At 44.2% G+C, this 22,167-nt stretch carries 21 protein-coding genes; 6 read left to right on the top strand and 15 right to left on the bottom strand.

The features are described from left to right. Positions 1 to 2: 2 nt before the first annotated feature. The gene (gene recC, locus J4N39_RS11595) at positions 3 to 3,416 is read right to left on the bottom strand and encodes an exodeoxyribonuclease V subunit gamma (protein ID WP_252019446.1); all 3,414 of its coding nucleotides are present in this window, start codon (positions 3,414 to 3,416) and stop codon (positions 3 to 5) included. A 175-nt stretch (positions 3,417 to 3,591) separates the two neighbouring features. Here recC and J4N39_RS11600 point away from each other — a divergent pair, with 175 nt between their 5' ends. Beyond that, positions 3,592 to 4,482 (top strand): LysR substrate-binding domain-containing protein, encoded by an 891-nt coding sequence (locus tag J4N39_RS11600; protein ID WP_252019449.1) that lies wholly within the window; start codon positions 3,592 to 3,594, stop codon positions 4,480 to 4,482. Here J4N39_RS11600 and J4N39_RS11605 read toward each other — a convergent pair. Further along, positions 4,479 to 4,925: a YaiI/YqxD family protein gene (locus J4N39_RS11605; RefSeq protein WP_252019451.1), complete on the bottom strand. Its 447-nt coding sequence runs from the start codon at positions 4,923 to 4,925 to the stop codon at positions 4,479 to 4,481. The two genes, J4N39_RS11600 and J4N39_RS11605, sit on opposite strands and share 4 nt — an antisense overlap. Positions 4,926 to 5,176: 251 nt before the next feature. Here J4N39_RS11605 and J4N39_RS11610 point away from each other — a divergent pair, with 251 nt between their 5' ends. From J4N39_RS11610 to J4N39_RS11620, 3 genes are all read left to right on the top strand, one after another. Next, the gene (locus tag J4N39_RS11610) at positions 5,177 to 5,479 is read left to right on the top strand and encodes a YebG family protein (protein WP_252019453.1); all 303 of its coding nucleotides are present in this window, start codon (positions 5,177 to 5,179) and stop codon (positions 5,477 to 5,479) included. A gap of 216 nt (positions 5,480 to 5,695) precedes the next feature. After that, positions 5,696 to 6,727 (top strand): 2,3,4,5-tetrahydropyridine-2,6-dicarboxylate N-succinyltransferase, encoded by a 1,032-nt coding sequence (dapD, locus tag J4N39_RS11615; protein ID WP_252019457.1) that lies wholly within the window; start codon positions 5,696 to 5,698, stop codon positions 6,725 to 6,727. 96 nt (positions 6,728 to 6,823) lie between these two features. Continuing rightward, positions 6,824 to 7,867 carry a phosphatase PAP2 family protein gene (locus J4N39_RS11620; protein ID WP_252019460.1) on the top strand — a complete coding sequence of 348 codons (1,044 nt, stop codon included), beginning with the start codon at positions 6,824 to 6,826 and terminating at the stop codon, positions 7,865 to 7,867. Here the strand turns inward: J4N39_RS11620 and J4N39_RS11625 are convergent. Together J4N39_RS11625 and J4N39_RS11630 are read right to left on the bottom strand one after the other, a co-directional pair. Then, complete coding sequence (locus tag J4N39_RS11625; RefSeq protein ID WP_252019463.1) at positions 7,844 to 8,491, bottom strand: DsbA family oxidoreductase; 648 nt, start codon at positions 8,489 to 8,491, stop codon at positions 7,844 to 7,846. The two genes, J4N39_RS11620 and J4N39_RS11625, sit on opposite strands and share 24 nt — an antisense overlap. Before the next feature lie 99 nt (positions 8,492 to 8,590). Continuing rightward, complete coding sequence (locus tag J4N39_RS11630; protein ID WP_252019465.1) at positions 8,591 to 9,505, bottom strand: LysR family transcriptional regulator; 915 nt, start codon at positions 9,503 to 9,505, stop codon at positions 8,591 to 8,593. Positions 9,506 to 9,611: 106 nt separating this feature from the next. On the opposite strand from J4N39_RS11630, the gene chrA reads away from it, so the two are divergent. Both chrA and J4N39_RS11640 read left to right on the top strand, forming a co-directional pair. Further along, positions 9,612 to 10,754 carry a chromate efflux transporter gene (gene chrA, locus J4N39_RS11635; RefSeq protein ID WP_252019468.1) on the top strand — a complete coding sequence of 381 codons (1,143 nt, stop codon included), beginning with the start codon at positions 9,612 to 9,614 and terminating at the stop codon, positions 10,752 to 10,754. A gap of 152 nt (positions 10,755 to 10,906) precedes the next feature. Beyond that, the gene (locus tag J4N39_RS11640) at positions 10,907 to 12,043 is read left to right on the top strand and encodes an HD domain-containing phosphohydrolase (RefSeq protein WP_252019471.1); all 1,137 of its coding nucleotides are present in this window, start codon (positions 10,907 to 10,909) and stop codon (positions 12,041 to 12,043) included. A 108-nt stretch (positions 12,044 to 12,151) separates the two neighbouring features. Here the strand turns inward: J4N39_RS11640 and J4N39_RS11645 are convergent, their stop codons facing one another. From J4N39_RS11645 to J4N39_RS11695, 11 genes are read right to left on the bottom strand one after another with little or no spacing between them, the layout of a single operon-like run. Next, complete coding sequence (locus J4N39_RS11645) at positions 12,152 to 12,802, bottom strand: OmpA family protein (RefSeq protein WP_252019473.1); 651 nt, start codon at positions 12,800 to 12,802, stop codon at positions 12,152 to 12,154. A gap of 17 nt (positions 12,803 to 12,819) precedes the next feature. After that, on the bottom strand, positions 12,820 to 14,067 hold the full coding sequence (locus tag J4N39_RS11650) for a TadE/TadG family type IV pilus assembly protein (protein ID WP_252019476.1): 1,248 nt from the start codon (positions 14,065 to 14,067) through the stop codon (positions 12,820 to 12,822). A gap of 2 nt (positions 14,068 to 14,069) precedes the next feature. Next, positions 14,070 to 14,615: a tight adherence pilus pseudopilin TadF gene (tadF, locus tag J4N39_RS11655; RefSeq protein WP_252019479.1), complete on the bottom strand. Its 546-nt coding sequence runs from the start codon at positions 14,613 to 14,615 to the stop codon at positions 14,070 to 14,072. Further along, positions 14,596 to 15,081 (bottom strand): TadE/TadG family type IV pilus assembly protein, encoded by a 486-nt coding sequence (locus tag J4N39_RS11660; RefSeq protein WP_252019481.1) that lies wholly within the window; start codon positions 15,079 to 15,081, stop codon positions 14,596 to 14,598. The genes tadF and J4N39_RS11660 overlap by 20 nt, the downstream gene beginning before the upstream one ends. Beyond that, positions 15,068 to 15,985, bottom strand: a complete 918-nt coding sequence (locus J4N39_RS11665) for a hypothetical protein (protein ID WP_252019483.1) — start codon at positions 15,983 to 15,985, stop codon at positions 15,068 to 15,070. Before J4N39_RS11665 ends, J4N39_RS11660 begins: the two co-directional genes overlap by 14 nt. A 16-nt stretch (positions 15,986 to 16,001) precedes the next feature. Further along, entirely contained in the window at positions 16,002 to 16,877 is an 876-nt protein-coding gene (locus tag J4N39_RS11670; protein WP_503063929.1) for a type II secretion system F family protein, read from the bottom strand. A 26-nt stretch (positions 16,878 to 16,903) separates the two neighbouring features. Further along, entirely contained in the window at positions 16,904 to 17,821 is a 918-nt protein-coding gene (locus J4N39_RS11675; RefSeq protein WP_503063672.1) for a type II secretion system F family protein, read from the bottom strand. Next, positions 17,818 to 19,101 (bottom strand): TadA family conjugal transfer-associated ATPase, encoded by a 1,284-nt coding sequence (locus tag J4N39_RS11680; RefSeq protein WP_252019488.1) that lies wholly within the window; start codon positions 19,099 to 19,101, stop codon positions 17,818 to 17,820. The genes J4N39_RS11675 and J4N39_RS11680 overlap by 4 nt, the downstream gene beginning before the upstream one ends. A gap of 7 nt (positions 19,102 to 19,108) precedes the next feature. Beyond that, positions 19,109 to 20,338 carry a CpaE/TadZ family protein gene (locus J4N39_RS11685; RefSeq protein ID WP_252019490.1) on the bottom strand — a complete coding sequence of 410 codons (1,230 nt, stop codon included), beginning with the start codon at positions 20,336 to 20,338 and terminating at the stop codon, positions 19,109 to 19,111. Positions 20,339 to 20,353: 15 nt separating this feature from the next. Continuing rightward, positions 20,354 to 20,851 (bottom strand): hypothetical protein, encoded by a 498-nt coding sequence (locus J4N39_RS11690; protein WP_252019493.1) that lies wholly within the window; start codon positions 20,849 to 20,851, stop codon positions 20,354 to 20,356. After that, positions 20,848 to 22,167 (bottom strand): type II and III secretion system protein family protein, encoded by a 1,320-nt coding sequence (locus tag J4N39_RS11695; protein WP_252019496.1) that lies wholly within the window; start codon positions 22,165 to 22,167, stop codon positions 20,848 to 20,850. Before J4N39_RS11695 ends, J4N39_RS11690 begins: the two co-directional genes overlap by 4 nt.

Raw genomic sequence — 22,167 nt, forward strand, 5'->3', positions numbered from 1 at the left:
CCCTACTCTTGCTCTTCAAGCGCTAACATAGCGGCCTGCATGACCAATCCAGCTGTTTTCCAAACCTCATCTGACAAGCTTTGATCCCATTGTGGCCAAATGCGTTGGATATATGTATCGCTACCTTCTCCAACAAAAAAGCCGTCTTCAAACGCAGCCGCCATTTTTTTGTGTGCTGACTCTTGTTTGTCATCTAACCACTTACCCTGTTTTACGCATTCGCTCAATCCCGCCAATACGGTTTTAGGGAAGTAAGCCAACGGCTGGGTCAAACCTAAACGATAGAGTCTCAGCAATTCGGCAAGTCGAAGGGTGGCTTCTTCTTTTGGCATTGGTGCAAATTGATAATGCACCACACCTTCTTTTTTAGCGTAGCCAATCAAATGCGTTTTTTTAGCCTCGCCTGTCGCCGCCAAGCACAGGTGATCAATCCACGCCGCCAGTATGTCTTGAGAACGAATACTACCCACACGATAGCGCAACATGCCTGATTGATAGATCTGCTTTAACCAACCGCTGAGGTTCCAAACTTCTCCTTCAACCTCAATTGCTAGTGCCACCTCAACGTCCTCTTGAGGAGTGTAAATCAGTGCATTGATGGTACTAAATAGGTCATCTACCTGTTTGCTTACTGAGCGAAACTCAAGCTCTCCAAAAGCACCTACGGGTAAGCGTCCTTGAGCTTTTTGGCCATCAAAGTATGTGGTTGCAACGTCTGGATTATTTGGCTCTGCCAATTTTGCTTGCAGCAGCTCGTTCTTGAGCTGATAGCTGGTCAATCCGCCTAGAGTAAACGGCTCTTCACTTTCCAGCGCCGCTTTCGGTACAGAGAAAAAGACCTTAAGTCGACGATTAAAGAAATACTGCACAGGCAAACGCCAAAAACGCTGAAGCTCTGCCAGCTCTAGTGTGTAGGGTGGTGTGACATCCCAAAATGCATCTTCTAGTGCATGGTTAAAATCGTCACTGGCTTTACCTTCTCGATTAGCTACAGGCAGCCATTCGCGTGCGTAACTCGGTTGCGCACCAGTAAATGCACTTGGACTGAACGGCATCATGGCGTGATGATGAGTCAAACTGGTCACCAAGGCTTGACCTGAGCGATCCACATCCAAACCTTGATCTTGTTGGTAACAGTAGTTCTGAGCGCAATACTCCATAAGCTCGGTGACCAATACCGAAGGAATACGCTCGCTATTGTCTTGAATCGAACGACCGACATAACTGATATACAGTGACTGTTGAGCTGAAAGTAAAGCCTCTAGGAACAGATAGCGGTCATCGTCACGGCGCGACCTATCCCCTGCTCGAGTGCGACCGACCATCAAATCGAACCCTTCTGGCGGTACGCTGCGAGGATAAGCGTCATCATTCATCCCAAGTAAACAGACCAGATTAAAAGGAATCGAACGCATTGGCATCAGGGTACAGAAGTTGACTTGCCCAGCGAGAAAACGCTGACTGACTCGACTGCCAGAGAGCCTATCATCAAGGTAACTACGGATCACACTCGGACTTATCGCTTGATCAAAACGAGCATCTTCCAACTGCTCATCCAAATGGCTTATTGCATCACGAATGTGTTTTAGCGCCAGTTCATCTTGCAAATCTGGGGCAAAGAAATCATCTAACATGCAGTAAAGCACATCTCGCCACAAAGTGATTGCTTGGGTTTTATCCAGTCTCTGACGGTATTCAATTAAGGTACTTACATAGTGGGCAAGCTTGCCTGCAAGCTCTGCGTCCATACCCTGTACTTCATCGAAAGGCGCAATGGCCCCTGCTCCATCAGCAAACAAACCGGCTTGCTCAGGCATGGCGTAGCCCAGCAGCGCTCGACGCACACCAAACAGCCAAGTGTTTTGACCCAAGGTCGGCAAATCAAACGAGCCAGAAGTAGTATCATCTAACCCCCAACGAACGCCCATTTGCTCAATCCAAGTTTTGGCCAATTCAAACTGATGATTATCAAAACCAAAATGAGCAGAGATCGCAGGAACTTCGAGTAGCTCAAGCAGCTCTGATGCCTCACAACGGCTTTGCGGCAATGCCAATAACTGAAGAAATGCATTCAACAGTGGGCTTTCTTGAGTGGCGCTACGGTCTGAGATAGAAAATGGAATGTAGCGCTCGCCCGGTGCATTACCAAATACGGCTTGGATGGCTGGGCTGTATGCATTGATGTCCGCCACCATCACAATCACATCTCGGGGTTTGAGAGTCGGGTCTTTTTCAAACATTGCCAGCAGGTTGTCGTGCAACACCTCAACCTCACGCATGGCACTATGACAGACATGCAGTTGCAGCGAGCTGTCATTTTCCGCTACCACTTGTTTGTGCAAGCTATCTGTGAGCTTGTCATCATCTTGATGCTCGGTCAGGTTCAAGATATCACTTTGGATCTGCCCCAACAGAGTCGAATTATCCACGTCGACAAACGCTTCGACTTCTTGCGCTTCTAGCTGGGAAAGCAGATAAAGGTTATCTCGCCCTAGTTTTCCCATTGAAGCCAGAAGCCCATTGCCGACTTCTTGCAGGTGCAGGTTTTCTTCCATTGAACCTTTAAGCTGTGGCGTTTCCCCCTGATAGCTAAGCTCTCCTTGCTTCCACTCCACATGCTGGCGTGAACGTGCGGCGACTTTCGCTAGATACTTACGGTCTCGCACTTCACCCCAGTAATACCGGCAAGGGTTAGTAAACATCAAATGCACATCGATGTGCTCACCTAATGCTTTTAAAGCGTCCATATACCTTGGCGGCAATGAAGAAATACCAAACACAAACAGACGTTCAGGCAGCTGCATATCACCTTGTTCAAACTTATCAAGGTGGGCAATAAAGTCTTGATACATGTTGGCACGATGGTAGTGCGACTGCTTAAGTTCTAATGTCTGCTCATAAAGTTCCCGCCATAGAATTGGCTGCCAAGGCTGCTCCTCTTCTAGCTCAGCGACATCTTCTCCTCGCTCCCATGCAGCAATCCACTCTGGTCGATACACTAGATAGCCATCGAAGATATCGGCCACTTTTTCTGCCAACTGATAAAGTTTGCTGCTATCAGTATCATTGTCCAAATAGCGTTTGAGTGGAGAAAATAGCGGCTGCTCTAGGTGCTGTGGCAATAGCGTCATCAGCTTCCATGTCATGGCTTCTTTATTGAAAGCACTGCGCTTGGGAACATCTGGCAAGACTTTGGTGAACATGTCCCATATAAAGGTCGCAGGTAGGGGGAAGTCGATATTTGCCGCCACACCGAACTCTTCAGCCAGCGCCATTTTTAACCACTGAGACATACCCGGACTTTGCACCAGTATTTGCTCAGATTTAAAAGGATGAGAAATCGGCTCGATGCGGATTAGTTCCACCAGCAACGACTTGAGTAGGTCAACTTGATTGGAGTGATATACAGTAAACACTAGAGGCTATTTTCTCAGAATTTGAATCATTTGAGAGTAACACAGGCATAAGAAATTCGCCCAAGCCAAGGCTCGTTTTAGCGTTCAACTGAACAAAAAAGCACTCAATTTGTGCTTTGAAAAATATTCAGCAAAGTTTACATTGAGCTTCCCACTGTTAAGAGATGTTGAACCTATGGCGGCTTCGCTTAAACAACTGACCGTGTTTGTCACGATTGCTCGTGAAAGAACCATTACCGCAGCAGCAGAAAAGCTGTTTTTGACCAAAGCAGCAGTGAGCATGGCACTCTCCGAGCTTGAAAAGCAGCTCGACCAATCCCTGTTTGATCGGGTCAATAATCGTTTGGTGCTCAACAGCCAAGGTAAAAAGCTGCTGCCGTTGGCCGACGAGCCCTTGCATCGCTCAGACGATATCTCCAGCTTGTTTAACAGCAACCAACCCTTAACCGGGGCGCTGCACTTGGGTGCCAGTGATACTATTGGCAATCAGGTGGTGCCTTTTTTGCTGCAAGATTTTCGTCTCGATTGTGGGCACACCAATCAGGCACTGTTTATCTCTAACAGTGCCCAAATTTGCCAAAAGCTACTCGACTATGAGTTAGATGTGGGCTTCATCGAGGGCAAAACCCATCACCCAGAACTGATCGCCACCCCTTGGTTTGATGACACCATGTGTGTGATTGCCGCCGCAAGCCACCCACTCGCCAATCAAGAAGCGCTCACCACCAGCTCGTTGGAACACTCCGATTGGATATTACGCGAGTCAGGCTCAGGCAGCCGGGAGTTTTTCTTGCAAAGAATCGCCCCCAGAATAGACACTTGGCATGAAGCCTTTGAGCTGAATACCACAGAAGCGATCATTAATGCCGCAAGCGCTGGCTTGGGACTTGCCTGCTTATCAATGCGCTCGGCGCGCTGGGCAATTGAAGATGGTCGAGTGGTCGCCCTAAACTTGCCACTCGATATGCAAAGAAGGTTTTGGCTCTTACATCATAAAGAGCGTTATCAAAGCCCTTTGATGGCGCAGTTCTTGAAGTTCTGTGCCGCTTGGCAAGGTGAATACTAGCGTTTTTTCGCCAGCCAACGGTCAAGTTGGTTAGCAAAGTTTTGTTTATCTGCTTGACCTAAAGGCGCTGGTCCTCCTGTTTGTACACCACTGCTGCGCATCGTCTCTAAAAAGTCGCGCATATTAAGACGAGATTTAATATTCTCAGTGGTGAACAACTCCCCACGTGAACTCAATGCCAGTGCACCTTTATCAATCACTTCAGAGGCCAGTGGAATATCACTGGTGATCACCAGATCCCCTGCTTCCACTTTCTGAACAATCTCATTATCTGCCACATCAAAGCCACTTTGCACTTGCTGCATCTTTACATAAGGCGACGGAGCTAAACGCAAAAACTGGTTGGCCACAAACAAGGTGTCTGTTTGAGTACGGTGCGCCGCACGCACAATCATTTCACGAATAGCCACAGGGCAAGCATCAGCGTCTACGTAGATTTTCATAAAGGGTTCGGTGGTGGTTGGGAAATTTGCGAGTATCTTAGCATATTCGGACGCTTGATTTCGGTAAACGGTAAACGGGTGCTGCGCTCACGGCCAAGGGCACGGACAGTGACAAAAAGTAACCTATACGTTTACCGACATGCCGTTCGCCGTTTCCCGACTTCCCCCACAACTCTCCCGCTCCAACTGGACTTTATTTGCTTGAATCTGTATAAACACCCAGTAGATTTTTAATATTATGAGGATAAACCATGGCTGTTATCGTCAAGTACGTGGTGGAGCGCAATGGAGAAGAAAAGATGACTTTTACCTCTAAGGCTGAAGCCGACGCTTATGACAAAATGTTGGATATGGCCGATGAGCTATTTACCCTGTTGGGTGAGAGTGAGCTTATCGAAGATGAATCCAAGCAAGAAGAGCTATCGCTTTACTTAGCAAAACATAAAGAAGACGTACTATACGCACTAGGTGCGAAGAAACGTAAAGCGCCAGCAAAGCCTAAAGCGGTTGCTGATGTTGCTCAAGAAGATGAAGCAAGCGAAGACGCTGCATAATCCTCAAGTTTTTATGAAATAGCCAGCATTGCTGGCTATTTTTCTTTCTAGCGATATTATATCGCTCATCGGACAGCTCATATCGATTGGCAGACGATCGGCTGAAATGACCTTTTCACCTTCAGCGATGCTCTCTATGATGCTTTTAAACCAATTTAAGATTGCAGCTCCCAATGGAATAGCTGCAAGCTCAACAACTATTAATGGAGACCTGACATGGCACACTTTTCTTTGGCGTTTGGTAGCGCGACTAAAAACCGTGATGGCAAGATCATCGAAGCATTCTTCCCTGCACCAGTGCTTAACCCAAGTGATGCACTAGTATCAGCTCTGGCTGAAGTAGCGGGCTACGAAAGTGGTAACCAAGCGATTGAAATTGAAGCATCTCAAGCTCAAGCGTTAGCAGCGGCTTTCGAAGCTAATGACCAAGCGGTCAACGCAACTTTTGCAGCAAAAGCTGCAAACTCAGATCAGCCTCTTGTGTTAGTTATCCTTGAGTCAGATGCAAAGCCTGAGTCAGTGGCAGAGGGTTTCCTTAAGCTACAACTTATCTCTCATCGTCTAGTCAAGCCACACGGCACAGTACTAGACGGTATCTTCGGCCTTCTGCACAACATCGCATGGACAAACCAAGGGCCTATCGATCTACCAGAACTGCCTGAGCGTCAAATGGAAGCTCGTCTAGCTGGTGAAACCCTAAGCGTAGATTGTGTTGATAAGTTCCCTAAAATGGTGGATTACGTTGTCCCAACTGGCACTCGTATTGCGGATACTTCTCGCGTACGTCTTGGTGCGCACGTGGGTGAAGGTACTACCGTAATGCACGAAGGTTTCATTAACTTCAACGCTGGTACTACTGGTGTGAGCATGGTTGAAGGCCGTATTTCTGCAGGTGTTGTGGTTGGTAACGGCTCAGACATCGGTGGTGGTGCATCTATCATGGGCACTCTATCTGGTGGCGGTACTGTGGTTGTTTCTATCGGTGAGAACTCACTGCTTGGCGCAAACGCAGGTCTTGGTTTCCCAATGGGCGACCGTTGTACTATCGAATCGGGTCTATACGTAACCGCTGGCTCAAAAGTACAAATGCTAGATAGCCAAGGTAAAGCTGTCGAAGTAGTTAAAGCACGTGACCTAGCTGGCGTACCAGACCTACTATTCCGTCGTAACTCAACAACAGGCCAAATTGAGTGTCTAACCAATAAGACGGCGGTTGAGCTAAATAGTGAGCTGCATAGCAATAACTAAGTTCAAGTCAAAAAATTGATGAGAAGCCAGCCAATTAGGTTGGCTTTTTTTTGTTTATAGATTACAAAAAAGAGTTTTTATCTAATTCAATAAGTTATGCAAGCACTGAAAAAAGTCTTCTACCGTGATAGGTGGTTATACCTATTATCTGTGAGCATCGTACTGCTAGATGGATTACTACTGTGGGTAACAAATAACTGGGAATATTTCGAAATTTCTTGGTACATAGACCTATTTCCCAAAGCGACACTCGTGACTTTACTTATTGTAGTCATTGGGCAACTTATCTACCTGGTAGGTATTCGCCACCCCAGTCCGTTAGGCTTTTATTGGCGGCAACTTAAGAGTCTACTTAAACACTGGCCTGAGTGCGTAAACTTCATATTGTTAAGTATTGCTTTCTCTTGGACTTTTTCAGCTTATACCTCAGTAAAGTCAGCGATTCCATCGATACTCCCTTATTCGATGGATCCAATTTTCGTCCAACTCGATAAGTGGCTACATTTTGGCTTGTCGCCATGGCAAATATCTCATGACCTGTTTTCAACCGCATATGCAACTGGAGTTATCAATCTACTCTATCAGATCTGGTTTGCGGTAATTTGGTTATTCTTAGTTGGCTCTATGGCACTAGTCATAAAACCTAAATTGAGGCAAAGCGCCCTACTTGGGTTCATCGCCGTTTGGTTTATTAATGGGACTTTATTTGCATTACCACTGTCATCAGTTGGGCCTGTTTTCTACAACCACATTTACCCACCGCTGGAAGAGTTTTCGAGCTTGATGAACCAGCTTGAAGAACATCATCAATGGCTGATAGATAGTGGTAGTTCACTAAAAGTTTGGTCCCTTAACGTACAAGACAAATTATGGACAGCTTACTCTACTCAAACCAATATGACCGGGCAGGGCATATCAGCAATGCCCAGTATGCACGTATCAACTACCTTCTTAATAACTTTAGCTTTGTGGTCATTTAACCGCTGGGCAGGTGCTATGGGGATACTATTTACCTTATCAATCTTAGTAGGCTCGGTGCATCTTGGGTGGCATTATGCCATTGATGGCTACCTCAGCTTAATAACCACTTACTGCATTTGGAATTTGATTGGAAAACTAAGCAAAAACCAAGTCCTGTAAAGCTTCAATGAATATTTCTTTAGTCTGGCTTCCACTAATCAAGTGCTGCTGGTTAACCACTAGTGCAGGTACCGCATGCACACCTAGTGATAGCCATTGTAGCTCTTGGTCTTCTACTTTTTTATTCCACTCTTCACTGCTTAAGACGCTTTCTACATCATCACCAGGTAAGCCAACTTTTTTACAGCAACGTTTTAATACATCATGATCTTCGATATTCTCACCATGGCTGAAATAGGCTTCAAACAGAGCAACCTTCAGCGCATGCTGTAAACCACTCTCAATCGCCCACAGAAGCAATATATGAGCCTTTCGGGTGTTGTAAATCATTGAGGATGAATCAAAGTTGATTTCTCCGTTGGCTGACAACGCAAGCTGACTCAACTGCTCAAACTGTGCAGTGATCTGTTCTGGGGTTAAACCATAGCGCTTATCAAGAAACAAAGGTAACGGAACGCCTGACTCAGGAAGATCAACACTAAGCTCAAACGGCTGCCACGTCAGAGTGATATCCAGCTTGTCATCTAAGACCTCTATGGCTCGGGCCAAATTCAGGTAACTGACATAACACCAAGGGCATGTCACGTCTGCGATAAAATCCAGCTCTACAATCGGTTTAGCCATGTCATCTTCCTTTATATCTTAAGGGCGGTTCGATCTAAGCAAGATAATAAAACAAAAATCGCTAGCGCCTACATTTTTATCCTAACTTATTGAAAGATATCACCTACAACACTGCATAATCGTCTTTCGTAGCCAGAGGTTCTTTTCGTTTGAGTCTGCGTGTTTCGACCATACCAAACTGATATCAAAATCCGGCACTTCAATCGGAGGAAGGCAGTTTTCCAGCTGAGAGTTATAATCCACTAACTTTGCCATACGACTCGGCACCACCGCTAACATCGCTCTATCAGCCAGTAAGCGTCCAACAGTAAGAAAGTTACCAGCAGCAACTCTTGCCTGCCGAGTGTGCCCTTGTTCCTCTAGGATCTTATCTACTGGTGAGCTGAGCTGACCATTTGGACTCACCAAAGCATGTGGATATCGCAAATAATCATCAAGGCTAAGGGGAGTTTTTACACTAATTCGATTAGGATCAAACAAACAAACGTGCTGCTCGGTGTAAAGGTGATGGTACTGAAACTTGCTGTCTAGATCAGAAAAACTCCCGATAATCACGTCTAACTTGTCACTCTCAGCTCTAATGACATAGTTAGTGCGATTGACATTAATGAATGCGATCTGGCACTGAGGAGCCTGTTCAGTGATGCTATCAAATATCTTTGGTCCAAAAATGAACTCCGCATAGTCTGTCAAACCAATTCGACAAACCCCTTGATAATGTTCAGGCTCAAAATGCTGATGAGTAAGAAAATTATTTTCAATTTGCGTCAGGATTTGCTTTGCAATTGGAGCGAGCTGAGTCGCTCGCTCTGTCGGTAACATTTTGTGCCCTCTTCTCTCAAAAAGTGGGTCACCCAATAAGTTTCTAAGTTTTGCCAGTGAATGACTCATCGCACTTTGACTGACAAACATTCTCTGCGCAGCTTCCGTAACACTTTGTGTTTCATACAAAGCAATAAAGCTCACCATCAAATTTAGATCTACCGATTTCCAAGATCGATCAAACGCCGCCATATACCCTCTCAAACCTATACTATTCATAGATAGTATCGAAACTATCAATTTGAGTCATTTAGATTTCCTAATTAGAGTAGACAAAACTAATCATGAGTCGTTTAACATGTGGTCAATATTTAGAATATTTTTCGGGTTGGGTTGGGTGAGCTTTGGCGGGCCGGCTGCGCATATCGGTTACTTTCGTCGAGAGTTTGTAGAGCAGCGCCAATGGCTAAGTGATGACGAATACGCTCAACTGGTCGCATTGAGTCAGTTCCTACCTGGCCCAGGCTCAAGTCAGGTCGGTTTTGCGGTGGGTTACCAAAAAGGTGGGCTTGGTGGCGCAATCGCCGCTTTCTTAGGGTTTACCTTGCCTTCTATTATTTTAATGTTGGTTCTCGCTATTCTCAGCAGCCAAATCACCGATACCGCCTTGTTTCAAAACATCATTCACGGGTTAAAATTGCTCGCTGTAGTCGTGGTTGCCGACGCGATTTGGGGGATGTATAAGAACTTTTGCAAAACGGAGCTTCGTGTAGGCTTGTGCTTTGCTACAGCGGGGGCACTGCTTATCTTCCCTAGCTTATTTATGCAAATGGCCGTGTTAATTATTGCGGCACTAGTGGGCTTCAAGCTCTTACCATCTGAGCCAATACAACAAGAATCTCCGGTAAAGATATCTTGGCGTCCATTAGGATTATTTCTGATCCTGTTATTGATCTTGCCTCTATTTTCGACTGCGATTCCGAGCCTGCAACTGTTTAGTGACTTTTACCAAGCGGGCAGTCTCGTCTTTGGTGGCGGCCATGTCGTCCTACCACTGCTGCAAAACATCGTGGGTGATCAACTCTCTTCTGATCAATTCCTAACGGGTTATGCCGCAGCGCAGGCAGTGCCAGGCCCAATGTTCACTTTTGCCACCTATATTGGCTATCACCTCATGCCGCAAGCCCCTTTTTGGGGAGCACTTATAGCCACTGTTGGTGTCTTTGTTCCAGGCTTCTTATTAGTTTTGGCAGTTTTGAAAAACTGGCAAGTACTCGCAGGCAAACCAAAGCTTGCTGGTGCCATAGCAGGTGTCAATGCAGCTGTTGTTGGCTTACTTATTGCGGCACTTTATAACCCGGTGTTCACCAGCGCTGTCAGTTCGGGGCTTGATATTGCATTGATCCTTGGAGGTTTTTACCTACTAAAACAACGAAAAGTCTCCATCATAATATTGGTTGGGTTCTTCATCATTTCTGGTGTACTAATGAGCTTATTCTGATCTAGATCAAGGGGATGAAGAACTATGAATTTAGTTTCACCAATACACAGCAAACCTTGAGTCTCTCATCTACACTTATGGGGCGGGAATTCAGCTTTTTCCCGCCTTATATGAAGGCCAAATGGAACAAACTTCGGTAGAGGGGGCACATCATGCAAAGTACGGACATCCAACCAGCACTTCCGGTGGAAAATTCTTTAAGCCAACAGTTAGAAAGTATCCACCAAGAGATCCGCACTTTGTTGCCCAAAGTTGACCGTATTTCCTTTACTTTGTATGACTCCCACCTAGATATGTTACGCATCTATGCGGCGAGTGAGATCAGCAACCACCCAAGAGGCACATTCAATCCTATGCATTTGAGTCAGTGTCCAAATCTAAAAATTTGCGCTGACAGCCAAACCCCAAGAGTCATAGACAACTTATCTTCCATCGAAAACCCTCCGAGAAGCTACTCTCAATGGTTACTTGAGCAGGGCTATTTATCTTCATTTTCTGTTCCTTGTTACCATCAGCAAGCATTTATTGGCTTTATGAACTTCAACTCCTTTTCTGCTGAGGTGTTTGATGAAGAGGCCCAGCAACAATTGCAGCCATTTTGTGAGGATATTAAAGCGCTATTTAGTCATGAATACTCTTTAGTCCATACCATCATTGACTCGGTGGAAATGGCGAAACAGCTCTACCCAAGCACGAACCCTGACTCTCATCGACACATGTCTAGAGTGAGTCTATTCGCCCATCTCATTGCACAGGATTTAGCTCAAGCCTATAAATTGGATAATGAAGTCGTGGAACATATCCATTTGTTCTCGAGATTACATGACATCGGTAAAGTCACAGTACCCGATATGATTTTGCACAAGCCCGACCGTCTGTCTAATCATGAACGCTTTATCATGCAAAGTCATATCGATAAAGGCATTAAAATTGTTGAAAATATCTTACGTAAGTTGGGCAATCCTGAACACGTGTGTGTAAACACCCTAAAAGAGATTCTGCTCTACCACCACGAATTTTTGGATGGTTCTGGTTATCCAAATGGACTAAAAGGGGAAGATATACCAATTTCTGCTCGTATTGTTTCGGTGGCGAATATCTTTGATGCACTAACCAGTCACAGGCCATATCAGCAAGCTTGGTGTGTCCCTTCAGCGTTATTGGAAATGGAAAAGATGGTGGCAATGGGCAAGTTAGATGGACATTGTGTCAACGTACTAAGGGACCATCAAGATTACATCGCTGACGTGCTGCAACGCTATCCAGAAATAGATCCAAGAGATGCATAATATCTCTCGCAAGATCATATTAGGCTGATGATAAAAAATAGAAAAGCCCCGATGAGAAAATATCTCATCGGGGCTTTTTAACTTTATCAATAGTTACGTCTAATTAACTTACTGAGCAACCTCAATCAAATCTACACGGCGGTTTTTCGCTCGGCCAGTTTCCGTCAGATTAGTTGCGATAGGCATTTTCTCGCCTTTAGATATCGCCACCAGATTTTTCTTATCAACGCCGTTCTCTTCGAGGTAATCAATGACCTCGTTTGAACGTTTCAGACCTAAGGAGAAGTTATAACTATGGCTACCAATCGCATCAGCGTGACCTTCTACAATCAAATCTGTCGGGGTCTCTTGCAGCTGTTTGGCGACGTTATCCAACACATACTGCGAGCTCTTGGTTAACTGGTACTTGTTAAAGTCAAAGTACACTCGTGCGAAGACTTCCCCGTCATTTTCTACACGAAGACTACTTTTAGACAATAGATACTCAGCACATTCCGAAGTCAAACCAACGCGAGTTAAGCCGTTGGTAATGTAATCGATGGTCGCACGATAACTGCTGTCGGTTTCTAACTGATTAAATGAGCCAGCTTTGAGCACCAGCGTTTTTGGCACACCTAGGGTAACACTCTGCTTGTATTCTGCATCACTAGCATTGCAATACATTTCAAGTGACTGATTCACATCTTCTTGGGCAAATGCTACCGGTGCCATGAAACCTAAGATGGTGACTAAGAGACGTTGTCTGTTTTTCTTATCCATTATCGTACCTTTTATCCCTAAATTAAGTGCCCAATCTCTTCGCTAATGAGCTCTAGTATTTTATTCAAAATTTCGGCTTTGTTTTCTGCTTTAAACACGTTGGCTGAGCCTGCGCAATTTTGTAGTGCAGCGTTGCTCCCAACGTTATAGTCAAAGCCAATTACAGCAATTTTCGAGCTGACTTGATCATTATCTACGCCAACCACCTGCGCATCTAAGGTGTCTCGTATTTTGGTACACATACCGCTATTAACTAAGCCATTTGAAATGCTCTTGTTGGTACTGCTGTAATCTGCACCATCAGATAATACGATCATTAATCTACGCGGATTATTTCCCTTGTTGAGCATCTGTGCACCACGGATAATGCCTTGATATGAAGCTGTCCATCCTGTTGGGCTAAACCCAGAAATCGTCGACTTAAAACTCGTAAAATTTGTCGTTGGTGAAATATCGTAAAAGTTTGCACTGTTGCCATGAGAGTTATATGTGCATGTAGATTTCTCAATGAAGATATTATTGACTGTCAACGAATAACTGACAGAGCCACCACTATATTTCAACTGGTCGACCCAACAACCTACGTTAGACTGCTTCACCATGTGATTGAATCCAACATACGCTACCGTATTGTCATCAACATTTTCTAAGTCATTGAACTTTTGCAATTCATCAACAACATCTTTAATTACGTCGACTAAGTCCAGATATTTATCTTTACTGCCACCGCTCCAACCATTTCCCATTGAACCTGAAAAATCCGACACAAAAACCACATCCACTGCATGGTTTTGATACTTCCTTGAAGTTCCGTCAGCCGAAACATTATAGGACTCTTCTACGGCGGCTAGGTCACCTTGAAACCAAGAATCATGTGTAGATGTAGCGGTAACACTGTACTCGAAAAAACGCGATTCACCATTAACCAAGCCAGTGACGCAATCTGGTATATCCTCGCAAGCTTTTTTAGTTATCTTTAAGTTAGAAACTGGCGTATCTGCACCCAAGTATGCATCTAAATAGGCGTTGGCGATCGCTTGATTAATGGCGCTACCCGCACCACTTCCATCATCATCGTTATCATCATTATGAGCGGCTACAGCCAAACTAGCAGCTTCAAGGCTATCATCCATACGGGCTTTCGCCTGCATAGCTCTTGCTCCATCAGTAGCTAGGCTAAACAAACCAAAAAGTACCGGTACCATAATTGCAAACAGCATAGCGGCATGGCCGGTTTGTTTTCGTTTGATGTTTAGGTACTTCATTTTTACCTCCCTACCAACACAGAGCTGGATGTTACCGTTGTATAATCCAGCCCTAGTAGGTCACCAATCATATTGTCTGTTTCATAGCAAATCGTGACTCGATAAAGAGAAGACATTCTCCCCCAAGTCGTCACGACAGCTAAATCCCCTTGCAGATTTGAAAGCGTTTCATCAACTGCACAAGTTTGACTACCACGTAAGTAAGTCACCAGCCCTTTAGGTGTGTTGTCTGAGTTGTATGTTTGTTCTTCTATTCTTACGCCAAGACTCGCCGCATCAAAGTTACCCATTGAACGGCCAAGCGATGCTGAAATAATGGTGTGCATGGCATCAGCTTCTGAGCCCAACATAACGAACTCACCGTTATAAAGCTGAGTACGTTCTTTTAAGATACTAGCAGCAGAAAAGGAAAGACGGTCCAGTTTGCCTTGTGTTGACAACTTAATGATCACATCTCCACTAAACACAATAAGTAGGCTCATAAACAAGCCTACTACTGCGAACTCAATCATGAACATGCCATGTTGATTAGATCTGGAACTGATCACGCTCGTACTCCTGAACAACCAATACTTCTCGGCTGAATACCGAACTATCAATAAACTGTGAAAACAGTGAGGTATATTCATAACTTATTGAATAAATTGCAATAGTACTATTAGTCTCTGTCCCGCAGCTCGCAGTTTGTTGACCATCGGCAGGCGCACAAACGCCTGCAAAGTTGGTTAAGTCATCAATCGATCCAATAAACTGTACTGTCGCCGTAAAGTTACTTTCATCGACCAAACTCTTCCAAATACTATTGCTGTCATTGAGTACTTGATAGAAAGCTGTGATATAAGTGTCTGTTTCAGTCTTAGCCGACCGAGAAGCTTCAGAAATGGCTAGATCACTGATGGCTGTTACATAAGACATATAACTGACCTCAACCCAAGCAATCAACATGGTCCAAAACAACATAAAGCCGAGAGCAAACTCAACCGTAACCACCCCTCTGTGTTTACTCCGGTACATTTGCCTCTCCGTCCAATCTGTCAGTTGGTAGTGGCTCAACGATTGTAGTAGGTACTACTACTGATGCGACTTGAGTTTCTGCTTCAACCTCAACGCCCGGTTCGACATCGAATTCTTGTTCAACTTCAATGGATGTCGCAGCATTACTGCCCACTTGACCATATGGCTGTGCTGCACGTAAGCCGACGAAGATCATTTCCAACTGTTCATCTGAGTAAGTATTTCCAAGCATCTGCTCGACTTTAGGATAATTACCAAGTTTTGCGTATGCCATGGCAAGATTTGCTTTCACTTGTTCATCTGCAGTTTCGTTAGCATATAGTGACTCAAGCTTAGAAACCGCACCTTGGTAGTCTCCCAGAATTAGGTCAATGACCGCCAAATTATTCTTGATCACAATATCATCATGATAATGGCGTCTCGCTTGATAGAAGTGATAGCGAGCTTGATGAAACTCATCTTGTTGTGATAGCACGAGTCCCAACAAGTTATGTGCTGAGGAGTTTTTAGGTTCTAACACTATCGCTTTAGCAACTGCCTCTCGAGCGGTCTCATATTTTTTTTGGTAGTAATCAACTTGAGCTCTAAGCAGCAAACCTTTAGCCGAACCTAAAAATTCACTATCCATTGTGCTCAACTGAAAATCAGCTGATTCAAAATCTTTGGCATGAATATATTGCTCGACCAGCTTAGCTCTCAATTCTGGAGTCTCATTCTTGAGTAACTCGGATTTATACAAACGGATCAGCTCGCCGTGATTACTCGTTTGTTTAAACATTTGTTCTTTAGATTCAAAGTCTGCTTTTAAGGCCTGCTCTTCGATACCACTGTCTTTAGACGTCGCAGCACATCCTGCCAATAGCAAGATCACTACAATAGTTATCACAGGACCCAAATCTAGCATTACACCTTCTTCCTTTTTAGCTCAGCATTCGCATGATGCCTGGCGCAGTGATTAGAATAACTATGGGCAACATAATGAACAATATAAGTGGCACTGACATTTTCGCTGCCAGTTTCCCAATTTTTTCTTCCAAACCAAGCATTTGAACTTCTCTTATATCTGTTGCCAACGTAGTCAATACACCATAAATTGATGAGCCATACTGTAAGCTTTGATTCAAGGTCATGACAAAGCTTCGCACTTCTGGTGTTGGTACACGTTCATATAACTCTTGCAAAGCGATTTCCAATCCGACTAGCCTAGCTCTATCATTGGTTTTCTTAAGCATGTAGGCCAGATCTTTGTCAAAGTTAGCCATTTCCTTACCCAAGTAACCCATCGATGACTCAATCGTCATACCTGTCTGTACACAAACACCCATCAAATCGAGTAGGTAAGGCAGCTTATTGGATATCTTGTGCTGCAACGCAACACTTCTTTGCCTGAGATACATATCCGGCAGTATGATCACGAGAACCAACCAGATCGACTCATATAAAATATAGTCCATCATTTTCCAATTGAGGCGAAAACCAGCATAAGCAATCGCCCCACCACCAATGATGGCTACTAAGTACTTGATTGGTTGAACAAGGGATGCATACTGAGTGTTGTACATACCTGCTGCGATAAACTTATCGCTAGTATCCGTCGTTGAAGAAACAAATACTTTGTTAAGTCTTTCTGTCGCTTCCTCAATGTAATTGATGGTACCTTTCTCTTCATGAAGTTTAAGGCCAAACTTTCGCAAGTACCTCTTTCTCCTAATATAATCAAATACATAGTAGAAAAGTGTTGCTAGAATAGTAACCAGTGCCCATACAAGTACCAATATTTGTACCGTTGGTCGCATGAAAAACTCGATAACCACTTCCATTATTACCTAACCCCCTTCATCAACATCCAAATGATAGTGATGCCAATAAACTCACTGGTTAACATGTAATAAAGAATGGGCTTGCCTTGCTCATTAAACATGACAAACTCATAATTCTCTGGGCTGAGGTATTGAAGCATTAAAAGGAAGACAAACGGAATGGCCGCAACGATCTTTGCAGAAGCACGGGCTTCTGAGGTCAAGGCGTATTTTTTCTTCTCTATCGCCCTAGCGTCAAACATCAAGCGGTTGAGTCGAGTCATTACGTCCTTAAGTTGGCCACCACGGTGCATATTAGCTCGCAGCGTAATGATGAAAAACTGAAATGAAGCATAGGGGAATCGTTGACATGACTTTCTAAACACATCATCTGGCGACTCCCCCATCTGTAAACGGTCACCCATCACTTTAAATTCAGCGCCGACATCACCATCGAGGGATTTACCTACATAGATAATGGCATGCATAATACTTTCACCAGCTGATACAGCACTTGCCAACATATTAAGTGCGTCCGGAAACGCTTCTTCAAAATCTTTTTCCGCTTTCTTTTGCAGCCAGTTGTAACCGACGAAGAGGCCCAAAACCTCAATGATTCCTATGACAATGTAGGGATTACCACGAATAAAGCGCTGATCGATTTCATTTCCTAAAAAAAACAACACCACGCAATATCCGATTAGCTTAATAGCTGCAAAGTTTCCTAACTGCTTGTTAAGATTTATCCAACCGTCTCTTATCGTTTGTAATGCAGACTTCTCAGTTAAAGACTCGTAGTTTACCGCTTGATCACTCGCCATATTATCGACTCTAACCGTACGGTTGAATTCCTGGAGGTAGGAATGCTTGGGCTTGCGCCCTAAAACAACCAATAGGACGACACCCAGTGCAATCAACCCAAAAACGAGATAGGTAATCACCGCAACTCACCTTGCTGGAAAGCCGCTTCCAGCTGTGCTTCTAGGCCAAAAAATCTCGCTTTTTCGACTAAGATAGAACGTTTCATAAGGCCAGCAGTAACAAAGTTACCCTCAACTTTTGTGCTGTTTGGATTTTGATGTCCTGGTTTGAATCGATACAACTCCTCCATAACCACGTTTTGACCTTCCAAGCCTACAACTTCGGTAATGTTCATCACTTTACGGCTACCATCATGCAGGCGGCTGATCTGGATGATTAGATCCACCGCACTGACAATAGTGCGTCGAATCGCTTCTAGTGGTAAGTTACTCGTAGCCATCATTACCATAGCTTCCACCCTGGCTAAAGCATCCCTTGGGGTGTTGGCGTGCAAGGTAGACATTGAACCATCGTGACCTGTGTTCATCGCCTGAAGCATCTCAAATGCCTCACCACCACGACACTCCCCGACTATAATGCGATCAGGACGCATACGCAGGGCGTTAATGACCAAATCTCGCTGATGTATGGCCCCAGTGTTCTCGATACCTGCCGTTCTTGTTTCCAATCTAACTACATGCGGTTGCTGCAATTTGAGTTCCGCGGCATCCTCAATCGTTACGATACGTTCTTTCTCTGAGATAAACTGGGACAAGGCATTGAGCATGGTGGTTTTACCAGAACCCGTACCACCGGAAATCAGGATGTTTAATCGGCAACGAGAGGCAATCATCAACAGCTGAGCCATCTCTGGGCTCATCGCACCAAAATCCACCAACTTGGCAAAGTCGATTGCGTGTTTTTTGAATTTACGAATAGAAATTGAAGTGCCATCGATGGCAATCGGGGGAATAACAATATTGACACGGCTACCATCTGCTAGGCGTGCATCACACAATGGCTGAGAGTCATCAACACGTCGCCCAACACGAGACGCAATACGTTTAGCAATTTCCAGTACCTGATTTTCATCGACAAAGTTCACTTCTTCTTTATCGACAATACCATTACGCTCAACGAAAACATCCTCGTGTCCGTTGATCATGATATCTGTGATACTTTCATCTTCCATTAAGGGCTGCAATGGACCCAAGCCATGAAGCTCATCAATCAGGTTGCGAACAAAATCATTTCGTAAAACAACAGGAATGGGAAGACTTTCGCGCTCAATAAGCATATCGATAGCCTTACCTAATTGCGCACCTAATTGCTCTTGAGTAAGTTTATCGATCGCATCTGGGTCAAGCGCATCAAAAATCTGCCTACGTAAGCCTTTATATATTTCCTTGGCACCGTTCATTCACTAGTTACCTCTTACCGAATGAAAACTTGACGCGCTTCTTGCCTTCTTCTTCACCCAAGATGAGCGAAGTGAGCTTATGCATGCTAGTTTTAGGTTTGCCGCGAAGTTGACTCAATCTCTTTCCTTCGAGAATTTGCGCATCGAGCTTCTTCACGTATGGCAATACGATATCAACCCCCTTTTTAAGGTATCTTTCCACCTCTTGCTGGTTAACTGTCGCAACACCTTCAGGCTGTACGTGATTCATGACCAAAATAATTTTAAGAGATTCTTTGTGCTCACTCTCATCAATGGTCTTTTTAATTCGCGCCGCTTCACGGAGTGACGCAACACTTGGTGAAAACACGAGAACAATGATGTCAGACATTGCCGCTATATCTGGTACACCATGCACTAAAACCCCACACCCAGAAAAATCTTCTACCATGAAGTTTGCGTCTTCAGCCAAATGGTGAATCACTTCACGACTGTAATCTTTGATATCAGGAGTAGAAAGGTCGCCAGAAGTAAGTGACAGTACCGCAAGCATGCTATTTCGCTTTTTGAGTAAGCTTTGTGCGGAGGTATTATCTAAAGAAGAAGCAAGTGAACCGGGCCTGATCTCTGATTTCTCAAACTTCTGCATGCCCATCATAATATCAAGGTTCCCACCTTGATAATGGTTATCTACAACAATACAGGTAGAGTGCTTTTCACTGGAAAGCAATATACTAGTTTCAGCGGCAAGCAGTGTGGTTCCTAAACCGCCTTTACTGCCAATAAAACTTATCTGTTTAGCTTTACGGCGCTTACCTATACCTTGAGCTCGCTTACGATTTTCATGAACACTTTTAACAAAGTCGATCATCTCTTCTTTGTTAACTGGCCAAAAGAGGTAATAGAAACCTAATCGCTTTAAATTACGTATGGTTGAAATCGCATCTTCACTACCCACGATTACGACGGAAGCATCATTTGGCAATAGATGACTAATTCGCTCGGCATCCTGAGTAACGTTTTCACTCTTGTTAAGTTCGATAATAATAATTTCTACATTGTCATTTCGAACGTGTTCAGAGATCAACTCATCGGTATTTTGGCTAACGACAGGAGGCAGAAGCCCCTCAAAGTTATAGGCTTCTTTCACCATCGCTCGACATTGGTCAGTTTGATAAAAGACAACTGATGTAATATCACTCTTATCTATCGAGCTAGTTTTCTGAGACTTTTTTAGAACATCAACTAAATCAAACATAATTCACCCCTTAAACTAATCTCTTCTGAGCAGAGCTTTTTCAGGGTTAGACATTGAGAGCCAACGAGCAGACTCTGAATAACAACCATCAATATTGCGTCCCCAATGCCCTGAACGATAGTATTCACAAACACTAGTGACTGACTTGTGTTTAATTGCTCTCAAACGAACATCAAATACTTTAGCGTCAGCGCTTTTCGGAACTTCAACGACGCTTAACTGACCTTGTGCTATACCGAGGGAAACTAAGTAGTCTTCATAAGACATGGCGACCTTCTTTCCCTTAGTTGTTGTCCAACCAATTTCTACTGGCTGACTAGAGATGATGTCCCAATGCTTCTCGACGAACTCATTTAAATAGCGACGAGCGCCCTTCTCGCCACTTTTCTTAAGGTTAACTTCCAAAGTGTAATAGATTGGTACTATTTGAACTTCAACAGGTTCTCTTTCTACTATGGTTTCGGCACAACTTGCCAGCGCAAGCACTGAACCAATAATTACTAGGCATCTCATTGCTTGAACCCTCCTGTTGATAGTACTTGTTCAAGCCACTTTTGGCTGGCTTTAGGATACGAAGACTCAATAGCAAACCAACGAGTCAGAGTTGACGTCCTTTCCAATGTTGGTAGCTGTATTTGAGAAGGGTGGACAGGCTCTACAAGGTTGACTGTAGCTATTATGATGAGCTCAGTTTTAGAACGGGTTGTCTCAGTTTTTCGAAACAGAGCACCCAAGACAGGTACGTCACCAATGAAGGGAATGCGGCGCAGCGCTTCACGATCTTCGGTGTTCAATAACCCACCGAGCACAAAGCTTTGACCATCTCCTAACTCGATTGTCGTACGCGCACGGCGAGTTTTAAGGGATGGTAGGTTGTAAGTATCATTGGCATATTGATTGTCGAGGGAGCTGACTTCTGGCATTAACGACAGTTTTATCTTGTCGTCTCTCAATACTTTAGCCATCAATTCTAGGCGTATACCAAACTCTTTATAGAAAACGTTGGTACCACCATCAACAATAGTTACTACTGGTAACTCACCACCAACAAGGAAGCTAGCTGTTTCTCCTGAAATAACAGACAAGTTAGGTTCAGAAAGAACTTGTCCGACATTATCGTCACCAATCGCTGTTATAACCGAAATAATATCATCTGGGCTGATACTGGTAAGTGAATCAACGAAAACCCCTGCTGAAGTTGTACCAATTTCTATACCAAACTCTTCAAGGAAAGTATGAGAGACCTCAGCGATAGAAATTTTCACATTGACTTGCTTGGTAGCGACTACTTCGATGTTATTTACAATCCCTTCGTAACGATAGCGACGCATAAAATCCATGCGATAGCTTCTTTCCTGCAAATCCCAACTAATATCTGAAATTTCGGCTTTTTTGCCTAATAACTCTCCGACTAAGTTGTAAATTCCTTCGCGCTCTTCAACAGTAGAGACGGTACCACTCAGCACCGCCTGTTCAGCTAGATTGAAAATAGTGACTTCAGATTTAGGATATCTAAGCTGAATTTGCTGTTGAATATGAACTAGACTCTTATTAACAACAAGTTTTCTCGAGATAAGAGTCTCGCCCTCTTCTCCGAAGACCATGAAAGATGTATTGCCGACCAACTTGCCGTAGATGACCACCTTATTCTTCTCAATTACCTGATAGTCTGCTATTTCTGGATTTGCCACAAAGACCGACCCAATTGGGCTTTCCAACTTAATAGATGTTGCATCGCCTTCAGCTAAGTTGGTGATCTTAGCTGCTGAAGCTACCCCAGAAAACATTGTGAGTAGAATCAGAATTACTACCCATGTGCCCCTTGCCAT

It is taken from the genome of Vibrio sp. SCSIO 43136, from assembly GCF_023716565.1.
GTDB lineage: Bacteria > Pseudomonadota > Gammaproteobacteria > Enterobacterales > Vibrionaceae > Vibrio.